Source organism: Arthrobacter sp. FW306-2-2C-D06B, assembly GCF_021789175.1.
Taxonomy (GTDB): Bacteria; Actinomycetota; Actinomycetes; order Actinomycetales; family Micrococcaceae; genus Arthrobacter.
The window spans coordinates 3,517,432-3,544,157 of record NZ_CP084560.1 but is presented as its reverse complement, the minus strand read 5'-3'; the positions used below and the strand labels follow the sequence as shown (position 1 = coordinate 3,544,157).

Annotated in this window: 23 protein-coding genes and 2 tRNA genes; 18 read left to right on the top strand and 7 right to left on the bottom strand. The window is 64.6% G+C overall.

Annotation, left to right across the window (positions count from 1 at the left end; all coding sequences use genetic code 11):
* Positions 1-4 precede the first annotated feature (4 nt).
* The 7 genes from LFT47_RS16535 (at position 5) to LFT47_RS16505 (ending at position 6,402) form a co-directional block, all read left to right on the top strand.
* The gene (locus LFT47_RS16535) at positions 5-1,489 is read left to right on the top strand and encodes a sensor histidine kinase (protein ID WP_236812357.1); all 1,485 of its coding nucleotides are present in this window, start codon (positions 5-7) and stop codon (positions 1,487-1,489) included.
* Positions 1,486-2,160 carry a response regulator gene (locus tag LFT47_RS16530; protein ID WP_236812356.1) on the top strand — a complete coding sequence of 225 codons (675 nt, stop codon included), beginning with the start codon at positions 1,486-1,488 and terminating at the stop codon, positions 2,158-2,160. The genes LFT47_RS16535 and LFT47_RS16530 overlap by 4 nt, the downstream gene beginning before the upstream one ends.
* Before the next feature lie 21 nt (positions 2,161-2,181).
* Positions 2,182-2,844 (top strand): MOSC domain-containing protein, encoded by a 663-nt coding sequence (locus LFT47_RS16525; protein ID WP_236812355.1) that lies wholly within the window; start codon positions 2,182-2,184, stop codon positions 2,842-2,844.
* A gap of 439 nt (positions 2,845-3,283) precedes the next feature.
* A complete protein-coding gene (locus LFT47_RS16520; RefSeq protein ID WP_236812354.1) occupies positions 3,284-5,479 on the top strand; it encodes a DEAD/DEAH box helicase in 2,196 nt (731 codons plus the stop codon).
* A gap of 232 nt (positions 5,480-5,711) precedes the next feature.
* Complete coding sequence (locus LFT47_RS16515) at positions 5,712-6,074, top strand: LysM peptidoglycan-binding domain-containing protein (RefSeq protein ID WP_236812353.1); 363 nt, start codon at positions 5,712-5,714, stop codon at positions 6,072-6,074.
* 118 nt (positions 6,075-6,192) lie between these two features.
* A tRNA-Thr gene (locus LFT47_RS16510) sits at positions 6,193-6,264 on the top strand.
* Between the two features lie 61 nt (positions 6,265-6,325).
* Positions 6,326-6,402, top strand: a tRNA-Met gene (locus LFT47_RS16505).
* A gap of 1,042 nt (positions 6,403-7,444) precedes the next feature.
* Here LFT47_RS16505 and LFT47_RS16500 read toward each other — a convergent pair.
* The gene (locus tag LFT47_RS16500; RefSeq protein ID WP_236812352.1) at positions 7,445-8,425 is read right to left on the bottom strand and encodes a LysM peptidoglycan-binding domain-containing protein; all 981 of its coding nucleotides are present in this window, start codon (positions 8,423-8,425) and stop codon (positions 7,445-7,447) included.
* Between the two features lie 554 nt (positions 8,426-8,979).
* Between LFT47_RS16500 and LFT47_RS16495 the strand changes: the two genes are divergently transcribed.
* Positions 8,980-9,636: an NAD(P)-binding oxidoreductase gene (locus LFT47_RS16495; RefSeq protein WP_236812350.1), complete on the top strand. Its 657-nt coding sequence runs from the start codon at positions 8,980-8,982 to the stop codon at positions 9,634-9,636.
* 129 nt (positions 9,637-9,765) lie between these two features.
* A complete protein-coding gene (locus LFT47_RS16490; RefSeq protein ID WP_236812348.1) occupies positions 9,766-11,337 on the top strand; it encodes a Na+/H+ antiporter in 1,572 nt (523 codons plus the stop codon).
* A gap of 46 nt (positions 11,338-11,383) precedes the next feature.
* Here the strand turns inward: LFT47_RS16490 and LFT47_RS16485 are convergent, their stop codons facing one another.
* Complete coding sequence (locus LFT47_RS16485) at positions 11,384-12,583, bottom strand: ROK family transcriptional regulator (RefSeq protein ID WP_236812346.1); 1,200 nt, start codon at positions 12,581-12,583, stop codon at positions 11,384-11,386.
* Between the two features lie 108 nt (positions 12,584-12,691).
* Here LFT47_RS16485 and LFT47_RS16480 point away from each other — a divergent pair, with 108 nt between their 5' ends.
* Positions 12,692-14,395, top strand: a complete 1,704-nt coding sequence (locus tag LFT47_RS16480) for a glycoside hydrolase family 13 protein (RefSeq protein WP_236812344.1) — start codon at positions 12,692-12,694, stop codon at positions 14,393-14,395.
* Positions 14,396-14,492: 97 nt separating this feature from the next.
* A complete protein-coding gene (locus LFT47_RS16475; RefSeq protein WP_236812342.1) occupies positions 14,493-15,458 on the top strand; it encodes an aldo/keto reductase in 966 nt (321 codons plus the stop codon).
* 106 nt (positions 15,459-15,564) lie between these two features.
* Here LFT47_RS16475 and LFT47_RS16470 read toward each other — a convergent pair whose 3' ends face one another.
* Genes LFT47_RS16470 through LFT47_RS16455 form a run of 4 tightly spaced genes read right to left on the bottom strand, consistent with a single transcriptional unit; the run spans position 15,565 to position 19,450 of the window.
* On the bottom strand, positions 15,565-16,506 hold the full coding sequence (locus tag LFT47_RS16470) for a TauD/TfdA dioxygenase family protein (protein ID WP_236812339.1): 942 nt from the start codon (positions 16,504-16,506) through the stop codon (positions 15,565-15,567).
* Between the two features lie 45 nt (positions 16,507-16,551).
* Positions 16,552-17,460: an ABC transporter permease gene (locus LFT47_RS16465; RefSeq protein ID WP_236812337.1), complete on the bottom strand. Its 909-nt coding sequence runs from the start codon at positions 17,458-17,460 to the stop codon at positions 16,552-16,554.
* Positions 17,460-18,401 carry an ABC transporter ATP-binding protein gene (locus LFT47_RS16460; RefSeq protein WP_236812336.1) on the bottom strand — a complete coding sequence of 314 codons (942 nt, stop codon included), beginning with the start codon at positions 18,399-18,401 and terminating at the stop codon, positions 17,460-17,462. Before LFT47_RS16460 ends, LFT47_RS16465 begins: the two co-directional genes overlap by 1 nt.
* Positions 18,402-18,403: 2 nt before the next feature.
* Entirely contained in the window at positions 18,404-19,450 is a 1,047-nt protein-coding gene (locus LFT47_RS16455; RefSeq protein WP_236812335.1) for an ABC transporter substrate-binding protein, read from the bottom strand.
* A gap of 422 nt (positions 19,451-19,872) precedes the next feature.
* Between LFT47_RS16455 and LFT47_RS16450 the strand changes: the two genes are divergently transcribed.
* The 7 genes from LFT47_RS16450 (at position 19,873) to LFT47_RS16420 (ending at position 26,173) form a co-directional block, all read left to right on the top strand.
* The gene (locus LFT47_RS16450; protein ID WP_236812334.1) at positions 19,873-20,736 is read left to right on the top strand and encodes an HpcH/HpaI aldolase/citrate lyase family protein; all 864 of its coding nucleotides are present in this window, start codon (positions 19,873-19,875) and stop codon (positions 20,734-20,736) included.
* A gap of 285 nt (positions 20,737-21,021) precedes the next feature.
* Entirely contained in the window at positions 21,022-21,246 is a 225-nt protein-coding gene (locus LFT47_RS16445) for a DUF3188 domain-containing protein (RefSeq protein WP_236812333.1), read from the top strand.
* A gap of 17 nt (positions 21,247-21,263) precedes the next feature.
* Positions 21,264-22,763, top strand: a complete 1,500-nt coding sequence (locus tag LFT47_RS16440; protein ID WP_236812332.1) for an FAD-dependent monooxygenase — start codon at positions 21,264-21,266, stop codon at positions 22,761-22,763.
* Positions 22,764-22,818: 55 nt separating this feature from the next.
* Complete coding sequence (locus tag LFT47_RS16435) at positions 22,819-23,268, top strand: FAS1-like dehydratase domain-containing protein (RefSeq protein ID WP_236812331.1); 450 nt, start codon at positions 22,819-22,821, stop codon at positions 23,266-23,268.
* A gap of 2 nt (positions 23,269-23,270) precedes the next feature.
* Entirely contained in the window at positions 23,271-23,708 is a 438-nt protein-coding gene (locus LFT47_RS16430; protein ID WP_236812329.1) for a MaoC family dehydratase, read from the top strand.
* Positions 23,705-25,018 (top strand): MFS transporter, encoded by a 1,314-nt coding sequence (locus tag LFT47_RS16425; RefSeq protein ID WP_236812327.1) that lies wholly within the window; start codon positions 23,705-23,707, stop codon positions 25,016-25,018. Before LFT47_RS16430 ends, LFT47_RS16425 begins: the two co-directional genes overlap by 4 nt.
* An 87-nt stretch (positions 25,019-25,105) precedes the next feature.
* Complete coding sequence (locus LFT47_RS16420; protein WP_236812326.1) at positions 25,106-26,173, top strand: UDP-N-acetylmuramate dehydrogenase; 1,068 nt, start codon at positions 25,106-25,108, stop codon at positions 26,171-26,173.
* 32 nt (positions 26,174-26,205) lie between these two features.
* Here LFT47_RS16420 and LFT47_RS16415 read toward each other — a convergent pair whose 3' ends face one another.
* Positions 26,206-26,676, bottom strand: coding sequence for a hypothetical protein (locus tag LFT47_RS16415; protein ID WP_236812324.1), 471 nt, complete (start codon positions 26,674-26,676; stop codon positions 26,206-26,208).
* Between the last annotated feature and the right edge of the window lie 50 nt (positions 26,677-26,726).

The following is a 26,726-nucleotide window of genomic DNA, read 5'->3' as shown; positions in this document are numbered from 1 at the left end:
AGCCATGGCCGCCGCGGACGTGAACGCAATAGGGCTGCAGCTTCGGGCAGCCAAGGGGATCGGGCGACGCCGCATCCTTGCGGGCCTGGTCCTGGCCCTGCTGCTACCCTCTGCCATCGAAGTCGTGGTATCCGTGCTGGAATACCGGAACTTCGCCATGATCATGCTCTTCCAGCTGGCAGTCTCCGCCGCCGTTGCCGCAATCGGGGGATTGTGGCCTGCCGTGGTCTCCGCCGTCCTCGGCAGCATGCTCTTGAACTACTTCTCGGCCGAACCGGTGGGCTCCCTGTCGATCGCGGATCCCGCCACGCTTCTCACTCTGGTCATCTTCCTTGCCGTGGCGTGCGGAGTTGCGCTCGCCGTTGGTTTGGCGACCCGACGGGCCCAGGAGGCCGCGCATTCCGGAGCCGAGGCAAGGGCACTCAGCGAGTTGGCCCTTCGTATCCTCAGCTCGGACGGCAGCCTTGAATCTTTCCTGGACAAGATCCGCGTCAACCTGGGCATGGAGTCGATGACGCTGCTCTCCACTTTTGACTCGCCGGATGCCCCCGGGCCCAGCTGGCAGGTCCTTGCAAGCTCCGGGCTTCAACCGCCGGTGACCCATGCGGCAGCCGACCACGCCGCCGTCGTCGATCGCAACTACACGCTCCTGCTCCGGGGCGGGCCGCTTTCCGAACAGCACCGGCGCATGCTCGCGGCGTTCGGCGCCTTCGTGGTGGCGTTGCGGGAGCGCCAGCAGCTCGTCAAGAGCAGGCAGGACAATGTGCGCCTGGCCGAAGGCAACAAAATGCGGACCTCCATCCTGCGCGCCGTCTCCCATGATCTCCGCACTCCGCTGGCGGGCATCAAGCTTGCTGTCAGCAGCCTGCGGCAGGAAGGCGTAACCTTTGCCCCCGAAGACGAGCGCGAACTGTTGGCCACCATCGAGGACTACGCGGACCGCTTGGACCATTTGGTCGACAACTTGCTGGACATGTCCCGGATTACCGCGGATGCCGTGAACCCGCTGCTGCGCGGACTGGGCTGGCACCAGATCATGCCGGAGGCTTTGCGAGGCGTGCCGGGGGAGCGCATCCGGAACGAGCTTCCTGCCAACCTTCCGTATGTAGAGGCCGACGCCGGGATACTGGAACGCGTCGTGGCTAACCTCGTGGAAAACGCAGTGAAATACGCGCCCGACTCCGACGTTGTGCTGGTGGCCCGGACCGGCGCGGGCATCACGGTGGACGGGCGGCCGGCCAGCGAACTGCGGGTGATGGACCATGGTTCGGGGATCGCGCCCGCGGCGGTCCTTGAGCTTTTCCAGCCCTTCCAACGACTCGATGACTCTCCATCCAGCCGGGACGGCCGCAGCGGAATCGGCTTGGGACTCGCTGTCGCGAAGGGATTCACCGAGGCCATGGGCGGTACGCTCATGGCTGAGGCGACGCCGGGAGGCGGGCTGACCATGGTGGTCACTCTCCCTCTGTGGACGGGAGGGCGGCAGTGAACCTCGTGCTGATCGTGGAAGATGAGGCGCAGATCGCCCGGGCGATGCAAATCAATCTCCATGCCCACGGCTACCACGCCATCAGCGTGGGCAACGGCGCAGATGCGCTCAAAGCGGCGGCCCAGCAGCCAGTGGACATCGTGGTGCTCGACCTTGGGCTTCCGGACATGGATGGCGTGGATGTGATCAAAGGAATCCGCGGCTGGAGCAGCATGCCCATCATCGTGTTGTCCGCCCGGCACGGCTCGGAAGACAAAGTAGAGGCCCTCGACGCCGGAGCCGACGACTACGTGACCAAGCCTTTCGGCCTGGACGAACTCCTGGCCAGGCTCCGTGCCGCCTCTCGGCGGGCAGCGCCCCGGCACGAAGTGCCGACGCTCCAGACCGCCGACTTCCTGGTTGACCTGGCCGGAAAGAAGATCACCAAAGACGGCGCAGAAGTGCGGCTGACACCCACGGAGTGGAACATCCTGGAATTGCTGGTGCGCAACGCCGGCCGGCTGGTCAGCCAGCAGCAGATCCTCACCCAGGTCTGGGGACAGGCCTACGCGAAGGAGACCCAGTACCTGCGTGTCTACATTGCCCAGCTCCGGCGCAAGCTCGAACGCGACCCTGCACAGCCCCGCCACCTCCACACCGAGGCCGGCATGGGATATCGCTTCGATCCGTAGCTGCGTACGTAGACTGTAGTCATGGATACCGCATCGTTGCTTGCTGTTTGCCGGGTACACGAACTCCTGCCCGATCCCGAAGGTTCGGTCGGAGTGACGGCCATTGACAAGCGCCCCGTCGACGGCCCGGTGAAGGTCCACAAGCTGGGAATCCACGGAGACATCCAGGCGAGCCGGATCCACCATGGCGGCGAGGACCAAGCACTGTATGCGTACTCCCAGGCCGATGCCGATTACTGGGCGAATGAACTCCAGCGGGACATGCCCGCCGGGATCTTCGGGGAGAACCTCCGCGTTGCCGGAATCGAGACCAGCGGCGCAGTGATCGGCGAACGGTGGAAGATCGGCCTGGACGTAGAAGTCGAGGTCACATCCCCGCGTGTGCCGTGCGCAACTTTCCAGCGCCGCATGAATGAACCACAGTGGGTCAAGCGCTTCACGGAGGCAGGGCGGGTCGGCACCTACCTGCGGGTGGTGAAGACCGGCTCCATTTCGGCCGGCGACTACATCCACAAACTGTTTGTGCCGAAACATGGCATTACGGTGGGCCAGTGGTTCAGCAACCCCAACCTCGATGACATGCAATTGCTTCTCGACGCCGAGGCGGACGGAGAGGTCCTTCTCCAGTCCGACTACCACGACACCTTCGAAAAGCTCATGCGCCGCAACGGGGTGGACGCCTGATCCGCCCTCGAACGGACGCCCTCGAACGGCCGTGCTGAGGGGCGGCCGTAAGGGCGCCGGGGCGGGTTTGTGCGCAAGCTCACCGCCGCCGTCGACGGTTATGTCGCCAAGGGACTCATCTGTGCCCTACACTTGAAGTATCCCCCACTCCGGAAATCCCTTTTTCCTGCCCAATTCTTGAGGCAGGACTGGTCAGTGTTGGGGCCCGCAAAATGTGTGTGGGCAGTTTCATAGGGAGAGCCGGGCGAAGAAAACGCTGTACAGACTGCTGAGATAGCAGCCAAGAGATGCAGCGGGAAGTCCTGCCATGGGATTGCGACAGCGCCGGACTTCTTGCGAGCACCAGAGCCTTCGGGTTCTTCTGTTCGCAACGTGTACTGCGGCCAAGCCCAACCGGGCCGCGCCGACTGGCCCCCTATGGATGAGGAAACTTTCCCCTATGCCCGAAAACCTGAACGACCCGTTCGTCGCCGAGTCTGCTGAAGAAGCAGAGACCGCCGTCGAGATCGCCGAAACCGCACCCGCCGCTGAGTTCATCGAGGCCCCGGCCCCGGTTGAGGCCCCTGCCTTTGTTGAGGCACCCGCTGAAGCACCCGCTAAGGCTGAAGCGCCCGCTAAGGCTGAGGCCCCGGCCGAATCACCCGTCGAGGAAGAGGAAGAGGGCGTCCGCTTCGTCGACCTCGGAATCGACCCCCGCGTCCTGGCGGCCCTGCAGGACGTCGGCTACGAGAAGCCGTCTCCGATCCAGGCAGCAACCATTCCGCTGCTGCTCGAAGGCCGCGACGTCGTCGGCCTCGCCCAGACCGGCACCGGTAAGACTGCAGCATTCGCAGTACCGGCTCTGTCCCGCCTGGCCGAACTCCACGACCTCAACGGCCCGTCTCGCAAGACCCAGGCCCTGGTTCTCGCCCCGACCCGCGAGCTTGCGCTCCAGGTTGCCGAGGCCTTCACCTCGTACGCCAAGCACATCGATGACTTCACCGTTCTCCCTGTCTATGGTGGCTCCGCCTATGGCCCGCAGCTTGCTGGCCTGCGCCGCGGTGCGCAGGTTGTTGTCGGTACCCCGGGCCGCGTCATCGACCACATCTCCAAGGGTTCACTGGACCTGTCCGAGCTGCAGTACCTCGTACTGGACGAAGCCGACGAGATGCTCCGCATGGGCTTCGCCGAGGACGTTGAGCAGATCTTCCAGCAGACCCCGGAAGACCGTCAGGTTGCGCTGTTCTCCGCGACCATGCCGAGCCAGATCCGCCGGATGTCCAAGCAGTACCTGAACAACCCCGCCGAGATCTCGGTCAAGTCCAAGACGACCACCGGCGCCAACACCCGCCAGCGGTACCTGCAGGTCATGGGCCCGCACAAGCTCGACGCACTGACCCGCATCCTCGAGGTGGAAGAGTTCGACGGCGTTATCGCCTTCGTGCGCACCAAGATGGCAACCGAGGACCTGGCTGACAAGCTGAAGTCCCGCGGCTTCCAGGCCGCCGCGATCAACGGTGACATTCCGCAGCAGCAGCGCGAACGGACTGTCGACGCGCTGAAGGAAGGCCGCATTGACATCCTGGTCGCCACCGACGTCGCGGCCCGCGGCCTTGACGTTGAGCGCATCAGCCACGTAGTCAACTACGACATCCCGCACGACACCGAGTCCTACGTCCACCGCATCGGCCGTACCGGCCGTGCAGGCCGTAGCGGCGACGCCATCCTGTTCATGACGCCGCGGGAGAAGTACCTGCTGCGTTCGATCGAGAAGGCCACCCGCCAGCCGGTTGAGCAGATGCACCTGCCCACCGCCGAGACGGTCAACACCTTGCGTTTGGGCAAGTTCGCGGACAAGATCACCGAGACCCTCGAGTCCGAGGACGTTGCCGCTTTCCGTGACTTGATCTCCTCCTACGAAGAGGAGCACAACGTTCCGGCTTCGGAGATCGCCGCTGCACTGGCCGTCATGGCGCAGGGCGGCCAGCCGCTCCTGGTCAAGGAACTGCCGGCTGCACCGGAATTCCAGAAGCGCGAGCGCTCCAAGGACGGCTTTGGTTCCCGTGGCCCCACCCGCACCCTGACCGAGGGCAACGCCACCTACCGGATCGCCGTCGGACGCCGCCAGCGCGTCATGCCGGGTTCGATCGTTGGCGCCATTGCCAACGAAGGCGGCATCTCCTCGGCACAGATCGGCGGGATCGACATCCGCTCGGACCACTCCCTGGTGGAGCTTCCGGCGGACTTGAGCCCCGAGCAATTGCGCGCCCTGTCCCGCACCCGGATCGGCGGCGAGCTGATTCACCTCGAGCTGGACAACGGTCGCAAGCCTGCCTCTGACCGCGGCGGCGAGCGTGGCGGCTACTCCGGTGGCAGCCGCGGCGGCGACCGTGGCGGTTACTCCGGTGGAGACCGTGGCGGAAACTTCAAGGGCAACGGCGGCTTCAAAAAGGAGTTCCGTAAGACCGAAGGCGACCGCGGTGGTTACTCCGGTGGCGAGCGTTCCTCCGCTGACCGCGGCGGCCGTTCCTACAGCGAGCGCAGCGGCGCCGGCGCAAGCGCCGGAACGGGCAGCTACGCCGACCGAGGCGCACGCAAGCCGCGCACTGGCGGCGACGCAGGCAACCGCGATTTCAACCGCAAGGGTAAGTGGTAAACAGGACTAGTTCCTGGGTTTCTGGTCAGAGGCCGGCTTTCGAGCCGGCCTCTGGCTGTTTAACGGCGCCGCCTTTAACGCCGGCCCAGGTCCCGCGCACGGCTGACTGTACCGTTTTCCCCATGTTTGACGGCCCAGAGACCCAAGAATGACGGACTCGCCGTGTCGGAAACGCTTTCCCAAACCAAACATGGGGAAGACGCGCGGCCCGCGGGTGTGGAAAGGTTGGTTCATGGGTTTCCTCGATGGATTGAAGAAGAACCTCGGCCTCGACAAGGCCGAACACAAGCCGACTGGACGGGCCTCGGAGGCCCCGCAGGAGGCCGCTGAAGCCTCAACGGGGGAGACAGTCCAAAGTGCCGGGCCCGAGCCGTCAGCGGAAGCTCCCGTGGGTGCGGGCGCCGCGATGCCCGACGCCGGTGCTCCCGCCGCCAGCGTAGGGCAGGTCACCGAAGTCGTGGTGGAAGCAGACGATACCCTGAGCGGCATCGCCGTGCAGTTCGGCGTCGACTTGGATGCCCTGATCGCAGCGAACGCGGATACCGTGCCCAACCCGGACCACATCTACCCGGGCCAGGTGCTCCGCTTGCCCTAATTCAGACGCATTCCGACTCAAGAATCCGGTGCGGATGCAAATTGTGTCGGCGCCGTTTTTCCCTGTCACGCAGCCGATTTGTGGCCTGAGAAATCGTCCGGTAGAGTATTTACTCGTTGCCCCCCTAGCTCAGTGGTAGAGCGCGTTCTTGGTAAGAACGAGGTCACCGGATCGATTCCGGTGGGGGGCTCTGAATGAGGGCCTGTGTCAAGGCGGTTTTGACCGGCTTGGCGCAGGTTTTTCTCATTCGTGGCGGTGTAGCTCAGTTGGTTAGAGCGCACGACTCATAATCGTGAGGTCGGGAGATCGAGCCTCCCCACCGCTACCAAGAAAGTCCCCGCTAAGGCGGGGGCTTTTTCGTTTCCGGGGTGTCGCACCGAGCCGGATACGGATCGAAGAAATGGCCCTTCCGGCGGCCGGCCAAGTCTGCCCCTGGTCCTGATCGAAGCCCGCAAGTCTGCTGGGCACTTGCCGTAAAGATTTCGTAAAGATCCTGTCGAAAAGCTGAGAGCGCACCCGACCAGCCGATAGTTTTTAGAGGCGCCGCCACTTGAGTGTCCCCCAATCCTCAGGTGGCGGCGCTTCTCGGAGATCTTGGCCGCCGACTTACGTGCCTGAGGACAAACAGATTCTCCCATCATCGCTTGGCGCCCGAGCGGACAGTCTTAAGTGAATCTTGATCTTTTCTTAGTGTTTCCTTGAGGTTCACCGTGTAGGGGGTCATTTCGTCTGTGGGCTATCTCCAGCTACGATCAGGAGGTTGTCCGGACCGAAAGGCATCCCTGCTCGTGGATTTTGGCCGCTATCTCATTGACCTTGTGGTTTTCGTTGGCATCACAGTTGTGCTGATGTGTTCTCTTAACCTGCTCGTGCTGTGGCAAAAGAAGCGGAAGTACACGAAGTTGTTACACCCTGAGGGACAGTCGCTACCGGGCCGCGATACCGGAGCCCGTCCGGAAAGGCCAGGCCCTGGACGCATTCGCGATCAACGGGCGACTCTCACCGGCGTCCAAAGGCCATGACAATGGCTACGATCGCCGCGACGACCAGCACCGTCGCAACCCAGATCCACTGTTGTCCGTCCAAGTTCGCCCCGCTCACAGGTATTGGTCCAGTCTCCCAAACTGGAGGGCATAGGGCGAGGTCTGATCGGTAGTTCGAGCCTCCCACCGTTGCAGAAGCAGGCCAGGAGCCTCAAGCTCCTGGCCTGCTTCTTTTTAAGACGCTGGAAGCCCGGGGGCCTCCCGTCCTGACGTTCTTTGAAAGCGATGCCGTGCAACGCTCCGGCGACACGCCCTTGAAGAGGCCTTCGGGGATTCAAAAGAGGGTCGGGATTGGAACGCGCAAACCTCGCCGCCGCGCGACCGCCCTTAGTTCAGTGCGATGACGAGCATCTGGTTGGTGCCCGGGATGCACGTTTGCAGTACCGCCCGAGGAAATCCACCGAAGACCGCTGCGACGTTGTTGGTGGTCCCGCCTTGTGGCACCTGGCCGCGGGCCGTCACTGTGTACGTGCCGTAGCCTGGGATGCTCACCGTCTCGCCGATGCCGATACCCGAGAATTGTGCCCATCCGCCGCAGAAATCATGTTCGGTAATGAACAGCGAGTAGGCGTCCGTGGGGGTGAAATGGATCGGGCCAATGCAACTGTCCACGGCCGCCTGGCCACCTGAGCCCGCAACATAGATGGTCCGCACCGCTGGAGCTGGAGCCGGAGCGGGAGCAGGCGCAGGCGCCGGAACGGGGGCAGGGGCAGGTGCAGGTGCAGGTGCGGCGGCCGCGGCAACCGGCGGTCCTGTCAGCTTTAGCACTTCGCCGGGCACGATGACGGAGTAGGCGCTGAGCCCATTGGCCGCCAGCATTCCGTCGACGTCGACGCCGAACCTGGCGGCTATGGAGCCAACAGTGTCGCCGCTGATCACCGTATAGGCGTTCGTGTCAGGCGCTGGAGCAGGAGGCGGCGCAGCAACCGGAGCCGGAGCGGGTGGAGCTGCGGCCGGCGCCGCTGCGGGCGCTGACGGCGCGACGGCGGCCGGTGCCTGCGTCTGTACCGGCGCCTGCGTGGCGGCCGGCGTGGGACTGCCAGCCGGCGTCGGACTGGCAGCGGCCGGCGAAGGCGCGACAATCCCGGCGCCCGAACCGACATGCGGGGCGACTGCGGCGCTCGTCCCTGCCGGCGCAAGTACCTGTGCGTAGTTCTGCATCGTCACGGCTGCAATCGCCACCGCTGCCACGATTGCCCAGGTGGCTATTGATGCCTTGTACCTGGTGAGTGTTCTCACCCCCTTGGATATCAGGGCGAGGACGTTGCCTCCGCTGATCCCGCTGTGTCCGTACTCCTGCTGATACATGTCGGATCCCCGTAATTCATGGTTTCTGGGGCCGGTCGGTTGGCTGGCCCGGGAAGTGATACGCAGGCGCAGGGGATGGCGCTTTGTTGAGACCCTTTTGCTTAAATGCGCAGCACTGAGGAATCCCTCGATCCATCTGCTGTGATAAATCCATCAAAGGGATGTATGAACCCGTTTTGATAAATCCATCAGTGAGATTTATGAAAGAGATATTTCCTTTTTCCTGCTGCAGGTAATTTGAGTGTAGGAATGGAGAATTCGCCCTACACGAGTGGGTGCCACTCGCTTTTATTCCGAACTGCCGGTCAAACACTCGCAAGGCTTCTTCGGCAGGTGGCGGGTGCTTGCAGGAGTCCGGACTGCCAGCCCCGGGGCGGGGTGGTGTGATTATTACTAAACTAAGTCTGCTTAGTAATTAGAAGTCATATTTATCCGGAGAATTGACGAATTCGGCAATGCGCACCGCAAACGCGGAGACACTATTTTCCGGGAATTTATCCACCGTGTTGGGAAGGGCTTGACCATGCACTTGACCGCTGGGACAGAATGGGTCCATGAGTCGAATCGCAATCATCGGCGGCCACGGCAAGGTGGCCTTGCAACTGTCCCGCATCCTGAGCAACGAAGGTCACGCGGTCACTTCCTTCATCCGCAATCCGGAACACGCCCCCGACGTCGAAGTGACGGGTGCCGCCCCGGTAGTACTCGACGTCGAGAATTCGACGACGGCGGAGATCGCCTCTGCACTTGACGGCCACGACGCGGTGGTGTGGTCCGCCGGGGCAGGCGGAGGCAATCCGCAACGTACGTATGCAGTGGACAGGGACGCCGCCATCCGCTCGATGGATGCCGCGGCGCAAACGGGCGTGGCCCGCTATGTGATGGTGTCCTACTTTGGCGCAGGACCCGGCCATGGCGTTCCCGAGGACAACAGCTTCTTCGCCTACGCGGATGCCAAGGCCGCGGCGGACGAGTACCTGCGTGCGACTGACCTCGACTGGACGATCCTTGGCCCGGGCGCACTGACCAGCAATCCTGGGTCTGCGCTCATTGAGGTAAGCCCCGCGGACCCGGGCACCGGGACCGAAACTTCGCGGGCCAATGTTGCCCTAGTGGCTGCCGCCGTCCTCGAACTGCCCGAGACTGTCCACCGCACCATCGAGTTCAGGGACGGCTCGGTGCCTGTGGTGGAGGCCCTCACCGCGTCCTAGCCACACGCTGCCGGTCCGGTAGCCGGGCCGGGACCGCACGTCGGCGGGATATGTTTGTAGGGCTAGTCCCGAGGCAATGCCCGGGACGCTGCCGCTACTGGATATCGGGAGTATGGGGAAATCGGGAACATGGACCAGTTGGCACTCATTGTTGGATTGCTCCTCGCAACGGTTGTGGCCGTGGGCTTGGGGGACCGCTTGCGGCTCCCGTACCCGGTGCTGATGCTGTTGCTGGCTGCGGCGATGACCTTCATCCCGGGCTTCCCGGACTTTGAGCTTGCGCCTGAACTGATCCTCCCGATCTTCCTCCCTCCGCTGCTCTTCGCGACCGCCCAGAAAAGTTCCTGGGCGGTCTTCCGGGTCCGTTGGCGGACGCTTCTGCTCATGGCGGTGGCACTCGTGGTCGTTTCGACGGCGGTCGTTGCCGGAGCCGCGTGGCTCATGATTCCAGGGATCGGCATTCCTGCGGCGATCGCACTGGGCGCCATGGTGGCTCCGCCGGACCCCGTCGCGGTTGAATCCGTTGCCGGTCGCGTCCACATGCCGCGCAGGCTCATCACCGTGCTGCAGAGCGAAGGCCTGTTCAACGACGCGGCCGCGATCGTGATCTTCCAGGCCGCGGTGGCAGCGACGGTTTCAGGCACCAAGGTGGGGGCCGGCGTCGTGCTCCAATTCATCATCGGTGCCGCCCTTGCCGTGATTGTCGGCATTGCGATGGGCTGGTTGACGAGGCTCATCACCAAGCTGGTCACCTCCATGGTGGCCCGAAGTGCCGTGACCCTGGTGACTCCCTTCGCTGCATACATCCTGGCTGAAGAGCTGCACGCTTCGGGGGTGATCGCCGTCGTCGTCACGGCCCTCGAGACACAGCGGCACGCGCGGTCGCAGGACGCGGCCGAGCGCGTGACCCGCACCGCCTTCTGGGATGTGGTGGAACTCCTTGCTACGGGCCTGGCGTTCGGACTTGTGGGATTGGAGATCCGGCATGTAATCCGGGACGAAGGCACGGCCATTTACGGCATGATCGGTCCGGCCGTGGCGGTCTGCGCTCTCGTGTTCGTTGTCCGGTTCGCCTGGCTCGGGCTCTTGGCAATCTCGGCCCGCAAGCGGAAGAACCTGCTGCAGCCAACGTCCCCCAAGGAGGTCCTCATCCTGACTTGGTGCGGCATGCGGGGACTCGCAACGCTGGCACTCGCCTTGGCCCTTCCGCTGACTATTGCCGACGGCAGCGACTTCCCTGCCCGGCACGAGATCCTGGTCATCGCCTGTGCGGTACTGTTGGCCACCCTGGTGCTGCCGGGACTGACCCTTCCGTGGCTCATGCGCGTGCTCAAGGCATCCGAAGACGGTTCGCACGAAAAAGATGCCGCTAGGCTCTTGGCCAAGCGCGCCCAGACTGCCGCCATCTCCGCGCTCAAGGAACACGATCTGATGAAGGAGCTGCCGGCGGACAAGGTAGCCCTCGTCAAGGAAAAGATGACCCGCCTGCATGCCGAGCTGCTCGACGGGACATTGAAGAATGAGTCGGACGCTGAAAAGCGCCAACGCGGCAGGGAACTGGCGATCGCGGTCCAGACCATAGCCCTCGACGCCGCGCGCCAGGAAGTGGTCGCGGCGCGGAGCGAACCGGGGATGGATCCCGAGGTGGCGGACCGGGTGCTGCGCCAGCTCGACCTCCGCACCATGGCGATGCCGGACTAGCGGCCGCGCCGACCGCGCCGACGGGAAACGGCCGGCTCCGAAGGCCCTAGGCCCGCCGCAACACCAGATCCAAAGAGTTCTTCTCCACGTGGTCCAGTGCGTGGCGCACCGCACCGATGCCCACAATCGCATCGCCCAAGGGGGAGGCTGCCAGCCGCGGGGGAGTGGCGGTGTAACTGGCCAGCTTCCGTGTGGCAGGTTCGAGGAGGACCGACGCCGAATCCGCCACCGCGCCGCCGATCACCACGAGCTCCGGGTTGAGCAAAATGGCTACCGTGGAGACCACCCGGGCAAGCCGGTCCGCAAGCCGGTCCAGGATGCCCAGCGCAACCTTGTCACCCTGGGCAGCGGCGGCGAAGACGTGCTGTGCCGTGACCTCGTGGCCCGGCTCGGCCGCGGTGCGCAGCGTCGTTTCCGCGTTTCCCGCCAAGGCTTCCGCCGCCCACAATCTGGCGAGCGCGGCGAGGCCGTCCGCCGATCCGACTCCGTCCACCATGTCCAGGTAGGCCATCTCGCCAGCGCCGCCGCGGCTGCCATGAAGCAAACGGCCGGATTCCACCAGGCCCGCACCGAAACGCTCCCCGGCAAGGAGCACTGCCAGGTCCTGCACGCCGCTGCCGGCGCCGCGCCAACATTCGCCCAATGCCGCCAAGTTGGCATCGTTCTCCAGCATTACCGCCCATCCGTGCAGATCGTGCAGGGCCTTCTTCAGCCCGACGTCGAACAGGCTCCAGAACGGCTGGCTGACGAGGATGTTCCCGTCGCGGCCAACCGGGGCTGCGAGCCCCACCGTCACCGCAAGGACCTTGTCCGGTGCCACTGCGGCAGCCTCGAGGGCGAGCAGCGCGGTTTGGCTGATGACACGGATCCGTTCCCCGGCTTCGATCTCCCTGGCGCGGAATGGCTTGCTGGCCCGTCCCGTGGTCTTGCCGCGTAGATCGGCCGCCACAACGGTGGTCTTGAGGACGCCGACGTCGATTCCCAGGACGCAGCCTGCACTTTCGTCGAGCTCGAAGCGCCGTGCGGGCCGGCCTTTCTGGTAGGCATCGGAATCTTTTTCCAGCTCGCGGATCCAGCCCCGGGCCATGAGGTCTTCGCACACGGAAATGGTGGTGGCGCGCGTGAGTCCGGTGGCGTCCATCAGTTCAGAAACCGTCACGGCGTTGGAGGAACGGATGGCTCCGAGCACGGTGGCCGCGTTGAACCGCCGGAGCATCTGCGGCGTGGCAGTCGCGATTTCAGGCATGGCTGTTGACCTCCTGTAGGTATGCGTCACATAATACTTGAGGTACTAAATTTAGATTCTAAATAAAAGTCCCATCCATCGAAGCGTCGACACAGAACAGGATTCCCTTTGTCCTCCACCGTCACCATGGCAACCCACTTCGACTCCGAGCGCGCCGAGCGCATGGCCGATCCGAACTGGTGGCGCCAAGCGGCTGTCTACCAGATCTACCCTCGCAGCTTTTCCGATGCGAACGGCGACGGCCTGGGCGACATAAAGGGCATTACCGCCAAGGTTCCGTACCTGAAGTCCCTCGGCATTGACGCCGTCTGGTTGAGCCCGTTCTACCCCTCGGCCCTTGCTGACGGTGGCTACGACGTCGACGACTACCGCAACGTGGACCCCAAGCTGGGCACCCTGGCCGACTTCGATGAGATGGCGGCCGCCCTGCACGCCGCAGGCATCAAGTTGATCGCGGATATCGTCCCGAACCACTCCTCGGACCGGCATGAATGGTTCAAGGAGGCGCTGGCGTCCCCGAAGGGCTCGGCAGCCCGTGAGCGCTACATCTTCCGCGACGGCCTGGGCGAAAACGGCGAACTGCCCCCGGCCGACTGGGACTCGATCTTCGGCGGCCCGGCCTGGGAGCGCATCACCGAACCGGATGGCACCCCCGGACAGTGGTACATGCACATCTTCACCAAAGAACAGCCGGACTTCAACTGGGAGAACCCCGAGGTCCGCGAGGACTTCCTGAAGACCCTGCGCTTCTGGTCCGACCGTGGCGTGGACGGCTTCCGCATCGACGTTGCCCATGCCCTCACGAAGGACCTGCCGGAGGTTCTGCCCTCCAAGACCGAGCTGCCCAAGGAAGGCGAAAACGCTTTGGGAGCCCACCCGTTCTGGGACCGCGACGAGGTTCACGAGATCTACGCCGAGTGGCGCAAGGTCTTCAACGAGTACAACCCGCCCCGGACGGCCGTCGCGGAAGCGTGGGTCCACGCGGACCGCCGCGCCCGCTACGCCAGCCCCGAGGGACTGGGCCAGGCTTTCAACTTCGACCTCCTCCAGGCCGATTTCGATGCCGCGCAGTTCCGCACGATCATCACCAAGAACCTGAGCGAGGCCGCGGCCTCCGGTGCTTCCTCGACCTGGGTCTTCTCCAACCACGACGTCGTCCGGCACGCCACGCGCTACGGCTTGCCCGCGGGTAGCGGCCGTGACGGCCTGGGCCAGGACGGCAAGCAATGGCTCCTCGACGGCGGTTCGGCCGCCGACGTCGACGCCGAGCTCGGCTTGCGCCGTGCCCGCGCCGCGTCGCTGCTGATGTTCGCCCTGCCGGGTTCCGCGTACCTGTACCAGGGCGAAGAGCTTGGGCTGCAGGAAGTCGGCGACATTGTGGCCGGGCAGCGCCAGGACCCGGCGTTCTTCCGTAACCCTGGAGTCGACGTCGGCCGCGACGGTTGCCGTGTCCCGCTGCCATGGACCAGTGAAGGTTCGTCGTTCGGTTTCGGCGATGGACATGCCCACTTGCCGCAGCCTGAATGGTTTGCCGGCTACGCCGTGGAGGCGCAGGACAACGTTCCGGGCTCCACCCTGGAGCTGTACCGCAAGGCCCTGGAATTGCGTTCGGAACTGCGGTCGGCCGAGGACCTTGAATGGATCCCCTCGAGCAATGAGTCGGTGCTGCACTTCGCGCGGCCCAACGGCTGGCAGTCGGTGACGAACTTCGGAACCGAGCCGGTGGCACTTCCGGAAGGCACCGTCGTCGTGAGCAGCGCACCGCTCGAGGGCGGCAAGCTCCCGGCAAACACGACCGCCTGGATCGTCTAGTCCCCAGTCGCTGACCCAACTGGCCCGCAGTTAATGTCGTTTTGAGGGCTGTAAACGACAACAACTGCGGGTTAGTTGCATGTGAGAGAGTTTGAAAATGACTGCAAAGAGCAAAATCGCGTCCGGCCGGCTCATCTATGGCTGCATGGGTCTCGGAGGCCCTTGGGAGGGCAGCGAATACGGTGCTGCCGAAATCGAGCAGGCCGCGGCCGCGATCGAAGCCGCCATGGGCATCGGGATCGACTTGTTCGACCACGCCGACATCTACCGCAGCGGCAAGTCCGAGGCAGTCTTCGGTGAAGTCCTGGCCAGGACGTCAGGGCTGCGGGAGAAAATCCAGCTCCAGACCAAATGCGGAATCCGGCTCGGCCAGCCTGGTGTCGACGGACATTACGACCTCAGCAAGGACGCCATCCTGGAACGGGTCAATGGAAGCCTGGAACGGTTGCGGACCGACTACGTCGACGTGCTTCTGCTTCATCGCCCCGACCCCTTGATGGAACCCGCAGAGGTGGCCTCCGCCGTCGGGCAGCTTATGGCGGAAGGCAAGGTGCGGCAATTGGGCGTGTCCAACATGTCCGGCGCGCAGATCGCCTTCCTGCAGGACCAGCTGGAGGTGCCGATCGTGGCCAACCAACTGGAAATGAGCCTGCACCGACGGGCCTGGCTTGAGAGCACGGTCCTGGTCAACCACGACGACGCCCTCGGCTACAGTTTCCCGCACGGCACTTTGGAATGCTGCGTCGGCCAGGGGATTGAGCTGCAGGCATATGGTTCCCTCGCGCAGGGCCGGTACACGGGCTCGACGCCGGTTTTCCCGACCGCCGCGGACACCGCGACAGCCGCTCTTGTCGCCCAGCTCGCGGAAGCAAAGGGTGTCACGCCTGAGGCCGTGTTGTTGGGGTGGCTCATGAAGCATCCGGCACGTATTTCCCCGGTGCTGGGCAGTTCCAACCCGGCGCGGATCCTTGCTTGCGCGGATGCTGCCGCAGTTGCCGCAGCCATGACGCGGACCGAGTGGTACGGCCTGTGGGTGGCCGCGCGGGGCAGCAAGCTCCCCTAAGCGCGGGTTAACCCCAACTGACTCGCAGTTGTTGTCGTTTTGAGGGCTTATAACGACAACAACTGCGAGTCAGTTGGGCTAAGGCAGCTACAACAACACATGCGTGCTACGACAGCGGCGCGACGACATGGGCCCCAACCGTGGGCGAATACGTTGACGAGTCACCCTGGATCGATTGGCTCGGCCTGCCGTCCACGCCCACCGGGATGTCGCCGGCAATCGTCACGCGGTTGAGCTTGCGTGGCTGGCCATCGTAGTTGTCGGGGGCGTAGTGCTGGGTGATGCGGTTGTCGAAGAGCACCAGCTGGTTCGGTTCCCAGTTCACGCGCACCACGTTCTCCGGACGGGTGACGTAGGCCTGCAGCAAGCGGATGATGTCCTTCGACTCCGTGTTGGACAGCCCCACGATCCGCAGGCGCTGCGCGAAGCCCCCAATGAACAATCCGCGCTCGCCGGTCAGGGGATGGACACGCACCACCGGGTGGGCGGTTTCGAACTTGATGCGCGTGAATTCCTTGCGGCGCTCGTCGGCATTCTCATGTTCCAGGTTCTTCGGCACCGAGTAGTCGTAGTCGTTGGTGTGGATCGCCCAGAGCGTGTCCGCGAAGTTCCGGAGCTCGTCCGGCAAATCCTCGTACGCTCCCGCCGAAGAGGCAATCAGCGTCTCGCCACCATAGGACGGAAGGTCGATGCTGCGCAGGGTTGAAGCCTGCGGCGGGTTGACCACGAACGTGACGTCGGTGTGCCAATTGTTCGCGGAACCGTTCTCACTGTCCACGGGCAGGACGTTCTCTTCGCCCTCCACGGAGGCCACGGTCGGATGCGCCGTGGTGAGCGGGCCGAAATGGCTTGCGAATTTCACCTGGGCCTCGTCGCTGAGAATGTTGGCCTCGCGGAAAACGAGGGCTTTGTGTTCGTTGAGGGCAGCCCGGATTTGAGCCACGGTTTCCGGGGCGAGATCGCCGCTGAGGTCGAAGCCGCGGATTTCGGCGCCGATGCGCGAGCCGAGCTTGGCGAATTCGAGCTTGGTTTCGGTAATGACAGACATTTTGTTCCTTTACTTATTTGATGGGTTATGAGGTTGGATTGACGGTCAGGAGCCGGACCCGACGGCGGTCCGCCAACGGGAGAAATGCCGTTCCAGGGCTACAAGGACGAAATTCACGGCCAATCCCAGAAGGGACACCGTGAGAATGCCGGCGTACATGTCCGGGATGAGGAAACTGCTCTGGGCGTTCACAATGAGGTAGCCGAGCCCCGCCTTCGCCCCCACCATTTCCGCCGCGATCAACACCAAAATGGAGGCCGTGCCGGCCATGCGGATTCCCGTGAAGATGGTGGGCACCGCGGAGGGCAGGATCACTTTGCGGAACAGCGCGAGGCTTGAGAGTCCGAGCGATTTCGCGGCCCGGATGAGAAGCGGATCCACGGTTTTGACGCCCGCGATCGTGTTCAACAGGACCGGAAAGAACGCCGCGTAGGCCACGATGCTGATCTTGGACTCCTCGCCGATCCCCAGCAACAGTGTGAAAACAGGCAGCAGGGCAAGCGCGGCAGTGTTGCGGAACAGTTCCAGGAGCGGGTTCAACACCGAATTGAGCCGTCCGTACCAGGCGATCAGCAGACCGAGGGATACCCCAGCCACGAGGGCCGCTCCGAATCCCGACACCGAACGGGTGAGGCTCGCGGCCAAATGCCCCTGGATGGTGCCGGATTCGAACAACTTGCCCCACGCGGCCAAGACCTCGTGCAAGGGCGGCAGGAATACGCGGGTTGACGGGCTCGCCAGATAGGTCGGCCCGAGTTCCCACAAAGCCAGGAAGGCGATGATCCCTGCGGCCTTCCACAGGACGGAACCGGCGCGGGCGGCGGCCATCCTCACAAAGGCGGGTGCCGCCGTCGTGCGCCGACGCCCCGCCTCAACAAGACCGGAGTGCCCGACGGCGGGAGGTTGCTTGGGTGCGGCGCTCGCCGCGGGCTGTTGCGCGAGTGTTGTGGTCATCAGGCTGCGCTCCTTTCGGGAGTTGTTCCCGGAACTTCATCCGGGGCCGTGCCGTCCGGCAGGATCTTGCGATGCCCGGCGTCCTGGGCCAGTCGGACTTCGTTGTGCAACAGGGTCCAGACCTTGTGCCTTTGTTCGACAAAGGCGGGGTGCGAACGGATGTCGTCCTCGCCGTCGCGGTCGGGGATGTCCACGTCCACGATTTCCTTGAGCCGCCCGGGCCGGGCGCTGAGGACGGCGACGCGCTGCCCCAGGTACACGGCCTCGTCGATGCCATGGGTGATGAACACGATCGTCTTTCCTGTGGCCCGCCAGATCCGCAGGAGCTCGTCCTGGAGTTGTTCACGCGTCTGGGCGTCCAACGCGGCGAAGGGTTCGTCCATGAGGAGCACATCGGGCTCATACGCGAGGCTCCGGGCAATGGCCACTCGCTGCTTCATGCCGCCCGAGAGCTCATGCGGGAAACGGTCCTCGAAGCCGGCCAGGCCAACCAATGCGAGGTATTCGCTTGCCTTGGCGGCACGTTCGCGGCGATTGAGCTTGCGCCCGTCCGTGCCCTTGCCTTCAAGCCCGATCGACACATTGGCCGACGCCGTGCGCCAGGGAAAGAGGGCATACTGCTGGAAAACCACGGCACGATCCCTCCCGGGTCCCGTCACAGGCTGGCCGTCCACCAATACCTCGCCGGAGGTGGGCGTGGACAGGCCAGCCAGGAGGTCCAGCAGGGTCGTCTTGCCGGAACCGCTGGGCCCCACCAAGGTGAGGAATTCGCCGTCGCGCACGTCGAGGCTCAAAGAGTCGAGGGCGGTCAGTGTGGTGGGCTCTTGGGTTGCGGTCTTGCCAGTCGCGCCGGTCGGGGAGGCCTTGGAGCGCTTGGAACCTTTGCCGGGGCGGACGGTGAATTGCTTGGTGACATTGCGGATGCTGATTTTTGCGGTCATCACTATCCCTTCGCTGTGCTTGGGGTGGGGGTGCTTGATGCGAGTTCGTTGAACTTGTTGGTGTAGTACTTCGACGGCGTGAGATCGTTCTTGACGATTCCCGAGCCCTTCAGCCACGAAGACCAGCGGGTGAAGTCCTCGTCCTTGATCACGCCGTTGTCGGGTACGCCGGGGCTCTTCCAGTACTGCAGGTTCGCGGTGCTCTCGTTGCGTCCGCGGGCCTCGATGATCTTCTTGAAGCGTGCGATCACTTGTTCGCGCGACGTCTCGGTCTCCCACTTGATGGCCTTGGCCACGCCCGTTGCGAAGGTCCGGGCCGTGTTGGGGTTCTTTTCGATGAAGTCGTTGCGGAGCACGTACTGTCCGCCGGCAAAGGTGCCGAAGAGTTCATAGTCGGCGAACAGCGAGCGCAGTCCGCCGGCGGCAACGGCATGGTCCTGCAGGACCCCGCCCAGGCTTCCTGCGTCGACCTGGCCGCGGCGTACGGCTTCTTCCGTGTCGTTGGGCGCGAGCACTACCAGTTGTACTTGCTTGATTTCGTCCTGGCTGAGGCCGTTCTTGCTGAGGTAGGTGTTGATGACGGCTTCGGAATGGGCGCCCAGGGTGTTGACTGCGATCTTCTTGCCGATAAGGTCCCTGGCGGTTTTGATGGGGCTGTCCGCCTTGACATAGAAGCCGTTGAAGGTCTTCGCATCCTCGCCGTAGTAGTTCACGATGGCGGTCACCGGTGCCCCTGCCTCAATCAGCTTCACCACGGCTCCCGCGAACGCCCCGCCGAAGTCGGTCTGGTTGGTGGCCGCCGACTGGATGTCCTGGGGACCGCTGATGGTGTTGCCCACCCAGTTGAGCTTGATGTCGCCCAGGTAACCGAGGTCCGCCGCCAGTTCGGGGAGGCCGACGTTGTTGGCCGAGCCTTGGTAGCGGAGCTCCTTGACTTCCGTCTGGCCGGCCGTCTCGTCACCCGCCTGGGCATTGCCGCCGCAGCCGGTCACCGTCAGCGCAAGTACGACGGCGGCCGCGACGCTTAGCAGGGGCTGGTGCAGTTTCATGGGAGCTACTTTCTGGGGAGTGGAATTCGTGGTCCGGGCGTGGTCTGGAGCAGACCGAACTGCCGGTGGGAACGATGTAAGCGCATGTCCACTGCTCAGGGGAAGCCCGGCGGTAACGCCCGGAAACGCCGGGAAACCGGGCGAAATCCGACGACATGCCCGCGCAACTCCGGGCAATGCAAGGACACATTTCGCTTAGCGTCGCCGGGTTGAGCTGCGTTGCGCTGCGTTGCGCTGCGGGCTCCCCAAAGCGCGCCACACCCAACTGACTCGCAGTTGTTGTCGTTTTGACGGCGCATAACGACAACAACTGCGAGCCAGTTGGGGTGGGGGTGCCTGTCACAATCGTTTTGTTCGTATTGATGCTCACACCGGTGCCAGATTCTTAGCGTTCCTGGCGGCTGGCCGGATACGGTAGATACATGACGTCAAGCACCGCCGCCGAGTCCATTCGGTCAACCCGCAAAATTCCCGCAGACATTGCCCGTTCCTGGCTCCTCGTGAACGCCATGAAGACGGAGCTTTTCGACCAGTCGGCCTCATCGCGCGCGGACGCCATCATCCTGGATATCGAAGACGCTGTGGACCCGTCCCAGAAGGACATCGCCCGCGACAACGTCATCAACTGGTTGACCGCCGGCGGCCAGGCCTGGGTCCGCATCAACGACGCCACGAGCCCGTTCTGGGCCGATGACCTCGCCGGCCTGCGCGGCACGCCCGGCCTGTTGGGCGTCATGTTGGCCAAGACCGAGTCAGCGGACCAGGTCACTGAGTCCTTCCACCGCATGGATGGCAAGACCCCGGTGGTCGCTCTCGTGGAATCGGCTCTGGGCATCGAGGAAGCCAACCACATCGCCCGCGCCCAAGGTGCCTTCCGCCTGGCCTTCGGTTCGGGCGACTTCCGCCGGGACACCGGCATGGCCGCAACGCCTGAGGCAATGGCGTACCCGCGCGCCAAGCTCGTCGTCGCGAGCCGCGTTGGCAACCTGCCGGGACCGATCGACGGCCCGACCGTCGGCACGAACCACCCGATCCTGCGCGAGCAGACCGGCATCACGGTGACCATGGGCATGACCGGCAAGCTCTGCCTGGCGATTGACCAGACCACTGTCATCAACGAGGTCATCAGCCCCACGCCATCGGACGTCGCCTGGGCCACCGACTTCATGAACGACTTCGAAGCCAATGGCAGGGTCATCCGCGACGGTTCCGACCTCCCGCGCCTCGGCCGCGCCGAGAAGATCATGAAGCTCGCAGTGGCCTTCGGGGTCCAGCCCTCCCTATAGGGGCACCCACCGACGTAAGGGTATCGACAGACGCTCGCTCACATATATCCGGCTTTTCCTGGACGCTCGCTCACTTATGACGGCAATTCCCAAAACCTTCGCGCAGATGATGTGAGCGAGCGTTCGCCCATAACCGTTGATATGTGAGCGAGCGTTCGTCCACAACCATTCATAGGTGGGCGAGCGTTCGTCCACAACCATTCATAGGTGAGCGAGCGTTGGTAGGTTTGTCGGGTTTCCGGCCCCCAGGACCCGCGGCTCTGGCAAGTGCCCTAAACTTGGGGAGTGCTGAACGAATTCTGGGCCACGGCCTCTACCGCCTACAAGACGCTGGTTTTCAGCGCGATGGGGCTTATCGCCGTCGGGATCATTCTCACGATCATCGGCAACACCTCCCACAACCAAAGCCTTGCACTGACGTCCTTGTTCGTGATCGGGCTCGGCCTGGTCCTGCATGTCGTGGGCATGGTGGTCCGCGGACAGCAGGTCCGCAAGGGCTTGAAGAAGTAGCCTGGCGGAGCGTGGCGATGACCAAGCATGAGGTGGTGATCGTCGGAGGGGGTCCCACGGGGCTGATGCTGGCGGGCGAACTCGCGCTGGCCGGCGTCGATGTCGCGATTGTCGAGCGGCGTCCAAACCAGGATCTCGCCGGCTCACGTGCAGGCGGTTTGCACTCACGCACCATCGAAGTCCTCGACCAGCGCGGAATCGCAGATCGCTTCCTGTCCGAGGGGCAGGTGGCCCAGGTCGCGGGGTTCGGCGGCGTCCGTTTTGACATCAGCGACTTTCCCACCCGGCACAACTACGGGCTTGGGCTGTGGCAGAACCACATCGAGCGCATCCTGGCCGGCTGGGTCGCCGAGCTCGCGGTGCCGATCCACTACGGACGCGAGGTGACCGGATTCGCACAGGACGAGACCGGCGTCGACGTCGAGTTGTCCGACGGCGGGGCGTTGCGCGCGGAATACCTCGTCGGGTGCGACGGCGGACGCAGCCTGGTCCGCAAGGCAGCCGGAATCGAATTCCCCGGGTGGGATCCGACCACCAGCGCCCTGATCGCCCAGGTCGAGATGGCCGAGCAGCCGCCCTTGGGCGTCCACACCAATGCCTTCGGCATCCACTCCTTCGGCAAGCTGGACTACAAGATTCTCGACGGCAAGGTGGTCTACGCGGAAGGCGGGCCCGTGGGGGTCATGGTGACCGAACAGCACGTGGGACCCGCCACCGAACCCACCCTCCATGACCTGAGCGAGGCGCTCATCGCCGTGTGCGGGACGGATTACGGGATCCACAGTCCCATCTGGATCTCCAGATTCACCGACATGACCCGGCAGGCCGCGAGCTACCGCGACAGGCGGGTCCTGCTCGCCGGCGACGCCGCACATGTGCATGCACCGGACGGCGGACAGGGCCTCAACACGGGTGTGCAAGATGCCGTGAACCTGGGATGGAAGCTGGCCCAGGTTCTCAAGCGGACATCGCCCGAAAGCCTCCTCGACACCTACCACGCCGAGTGCCACCCGGTGGCAGCCCGCGTGCTGCGCAACACGATGGCGAGTGTCGCGCTTCGCCGCCCGGACGAACGCACAAAAGCCGTGGGCGAGATCATTGCCGAACTCCTCGGCATGGAGGAACCGCGCAAGCGCTACGCCGCGATGCAGTCCGGCCTCGACGTGCATTACGACGTCGGCGAGGGGCACCCGCTGCTCGGACGCCGCATGCCCGATCTCGACCTTGTCACCCCGGCCGGCCTGTTGCGCGTCTTCAGCCTGCTGCACGATGCCCGTGCAGTCCTCCTCAACCTGGGTGAGCCGGGCGGCATCGACATCACGCCGTGGGCGGACCGCGTTCAGCTGATCGACGCCACATACACCGGGACTTGGGAGCTTCCGGCACTAGGGGCCGTCACACCTCCGGCCGCCGTGTTGATTCGGCCCGACGGATACGTGGCCTGGGTGGGAGACCGAACCCGACTGGGCCTCGACGACGCGCTGACCACATGGTTCGGACCGCCTGCCGCGGACTAGCGGTACGGCGTCGATGCTCATCCGGAGACACGTCCCGGGCCGATAGGGTTGGACTATGACTATTAACCCGGACTTGCAGGGCCGCAGCTACCCTGCCGCAGAGGTGTACGACGTCGGCCGCGAAAAGATCCGGGAGTTCGCCCGGGCCGTGAAAGCCACCCATCCCGCCCACTTCGACGTCGAAGCCGCCAAGGCCCTCGGCCACAGCGACCTCGTCGCCCCGCCGACCTTTGCCATCATCGTCGCCCAGCGGGCCGATGCCCAGCTGATCGAGGACCCCGATTCCGGGATCGACTTCACCCGCGTAGTGCACGCCGATCAGCGCTTCACGCACCACCGCCCGATCGTTGCAGGGGATCAGTTGCGGGCCGAACTGCACGTCGACAGCGTCCGCGCCATGGGCGGCGGGGCAATGATCACCACGCGTTCGGAAATCACCACCGTGGACGGCCAGAGGGTCGCCACCACCACCTCGTCCATCCTGGTCCGCGGAGAGGGACAGTAACCATGAGCTTGAAACTTGAAGAACTCACCGTCGGGCAGGAAATCGGCACCCGCAGCATCGAGGTCACCCGCCAGGACCTGGTCAAGTACGCCGGCGCGTCCGGCGATTTCAACCCGATCCACTGGAACGAATCCTTCGCCACCGGCGTCGAACTTCCCGGAGTCATCGCCCACGGCATGTTCACCATGGGCTCCGCCGTGCAATTGGTGAGCGACTGGGCCGGCGACCCCGCCGCCGTCGTCGACTACCAGACGCGCTTCACCAAACCGGTGCTGGTCACCGACACCACGGGGACCAGCGAGCCCGGCGCCGTGATCGAGGTCGCCGGAGTGGTGGGAGCGCTCGACGCCGAAGCCCGCACCGCGCGCATCGACCTGACCGTCACCTTTGCAGGCCAGAAGGTCCTCATGAAATCCCAGGCCGTTGTGAAGCTCGCTTGAGCCAGCTGCAACAATCACCACCTCGCGCCACCGCGGCGGAATTGTCGCGGTGGCGCAATGCAGTGGTGGCCGCGTACGGCGCCAGCGGCCTGGCCTTCTCGTCGTGGGTCTCCCGCTTGCCGGCGATCCGCGATGGCCTGAACCTGACGCCCGGCACGGTAGGGCTCCTGCTGATGTGCATGACGGTGGCATCGTTCGTGTCCGTGTCCGCGTCAGGGGTGATCGTGATCCGGCTCGGATCACGACTGACCACGCGGATCGGCGGCGCCATGGTGGGTCTGGGCCTCGCGGTTGCCGGTTTTGGCACGTCCGTGCTGGCCAACCCGGTGGTCGTAGCGCTTGGACTCATGGTGATCGGCCTCGGCACGGCCAGCTGGAACACGGCATCCAATGTCGAGGGAGCGTCACTGGAACGCGCCCTCGAACGGCACATCATGCCGCGTCTCCACGGATCCTTCAGCCTTGGCACTGTTGCGGGCGCAGGGCTCGGCGCGTGGGCCGCTGCCGCGGGACTGCCGGTCTTCTGGCATCTGGCCGCGGCCGGCCTGGTGGTCGCAGTCTCGGTGGTGACAGCCACTGCCTGGTTCCGCGCGGATATCACCCGCCATTCCGCTGCGCGAGGCACCGCCAAGGCCTTTAAGCCGGAAAAACCGGACACCTTCGAAGATCCTTCAACCGGCCCCTTGCCGGTCATCCAGACGGGCCAGCCCGGCCAGCAGGGACCGGCCGAACCTTTGGACAGCAAGCGCATGGTGGCGCGGGCGTGGCGCGAACGCCGGACCCTCCTGCTTGGATTGCTCGTCCTGGGGCTCGCTCTGGCTGAGGGCGCGGCGGGGGACTGGGTAGCCTTGGCGTTGGCCGATGGCCACGGTCAATCCGATGCTGCCGGAGCCATCGGCTACGGAATCTTCGTGACCTTCATGACTGTGGGCCGTTTTGCCGGGACGGTGGTCCTGGACCGCTTCGGCCGGGTGCCCGTCATGCGCTGGTGCTCGGCCACGGCTGTGGTGGGGCTGGCGCTCTTTGTCTTCGCCCCCGTGCCGTGGCTCGCCTTCGCGGCCCTGGCCATCTGGGGTCTGGGCGCCTCTTTGGGGTTCCCGGTGGGCATGTCCGCCGCCGCGGACGATCCCGCCCATGCGGCGGCCCGGGTTTCAGTCGTCTCCACGATCGGCTATGGGGCCTTCCTTTGCGGTCCGCCGCTCTTGGGGTTGCTGGCGGAGCACTTCGGCATCCTGCATTCCTTGCTCGCCGTGCTGGTCCTGCTCGTCGCGAGCTTCTTCCTGGCGCCCGTCTCGCGGAAGCGCGCCTGAGCGGGCGCTTCCCTGAGCGGAAGCGCGCGCCTAAGCGCGCGCGTCCCTGAGTCGGCTGGGGCAGACAATCCCCGCTAGGCTTGTTTGGTGACCCAGACGATGCTTTCCGAACTGACCACGGCCGCTGTTGGTGGCCCCGCCGGCACCTTCGTGGAGGCCCGCAACGAAGCGGAAATCATCGACGCCGTCCGCTCGGCGGATGCTGCGGGTGACAAACTCCTCATCATCGGTGGTGGTTCGAACCTGCTGATCTCCGACGCCGGATACCCGGGCACCGTGCTCAAGATCGCTTCGCAAGGCTTCACCGTCAATTCGGAGGATAGCTGCGGAGGGGTTTCCGTGGTGGTCCAGGCCGGGCACAACTGGGATGCCCTTGTGGAGCACTCGGTGCTGCACGCGTGGTCCGGACTTGAGGCCCTTTCCGGCATCCCCGGAGCCACGGGCGCCACTCCTGTGCAGAATGTGGGCGCCTACGGTGCCGACGTCTCCCAGACCATCGCCGCGGTCCGTACCTGGGACCGCGGACGCAACGCCGTGCAAACCTTCACCAACTCCGAACTCAAGTTCGGCTACCGGGACTCCATCCTCAAACAGACCACCACCGAGGGCTCACCCCGATACGTGGTGCTGACAGTTGAATTCCAGCTGCCGCTCGGACGCATGAGCGCGCCCATCCGGTACGCAGAGCTGGCCCGGTCACTCGGGGTCGAGGCCGGGAAACGCGCGTATTCCAACGACGTCCGGCGTGAAGTCCTGCGGCTGCGTGCATCCAAGGGCATGGTCCTCGACGCTTCGGACAGGGACACGTATTCCACGGGCTCCTTCTTCACCAACCCGATTGTCCCTGCGGCAGCGGCCGCGGCACTGCCTGAGGGAGCGCCCCAGTACCCGGCCGGAAACGATGGCCTCGTCAAGCTGTCGGCAGCCTGGCTGATCGACCAGGCCGGCTTCGGAAAGGGCTTCGGACTCGAACCCGCAAGCGTCTCCGGCGGCCGCGCCTCCCTGTCCACCAAACACACCCTGGCCATCACCAACCGGGGAGGAGCCAGCGCGGAGGACATGGTGGCGATCGCGCGCGAGGTGCGCCGCGGCGTCGTCGAGCGTTTTGGCATTGAGCTGCATCCGGAGCCGCTATTGATCGGTCTGGCCCTGTAGAAAACCGCTCAGGAACCCGCGAAGAACGCCCGTCAGCGCTTTCCGCTCGGGAGGACCTTGTTGAGGAGCAGGAACGTCAGCCCGCAGCTGGCTGCCCCCAAGAGGAAGATCTGGCTGAACGCAATGCTCTGCGGCGACGGACCGCCTGGCGACATCCAGCCGGCTGCCGCAAAGCCTGCCACCCCCAGGAGCATAACTATGGCGGCAAGCAGGAAGCTGCGCACTTGATCGCTCGCGCCTGCCTGGAACGCTGGTTCGGAATCGTCAACGTGCCGCTCGGACGACGGCTGGCACGCGGCGGCAAGGGCCAGGAGGAGCGCCGCGGCTCCCGTGGCGGCAAGTCCCACCTCTTGGACAGCCTGCATCGACGGGGACAACCGGACCCCCGCACCAACAGCTATTGCCAAGCCGCAGACAAGCCCGACGGCGGCGGCGCACCAACCAGCGGCCGCTAACCGCCGGCTGAGCGGCCGCAGCAGCGGACCCAACTCACCGAACAGCATTCCCTTAGCGTAGGAGGGCCCGCTGGAAGGCCCCTGTGAGCGGCGTGGGA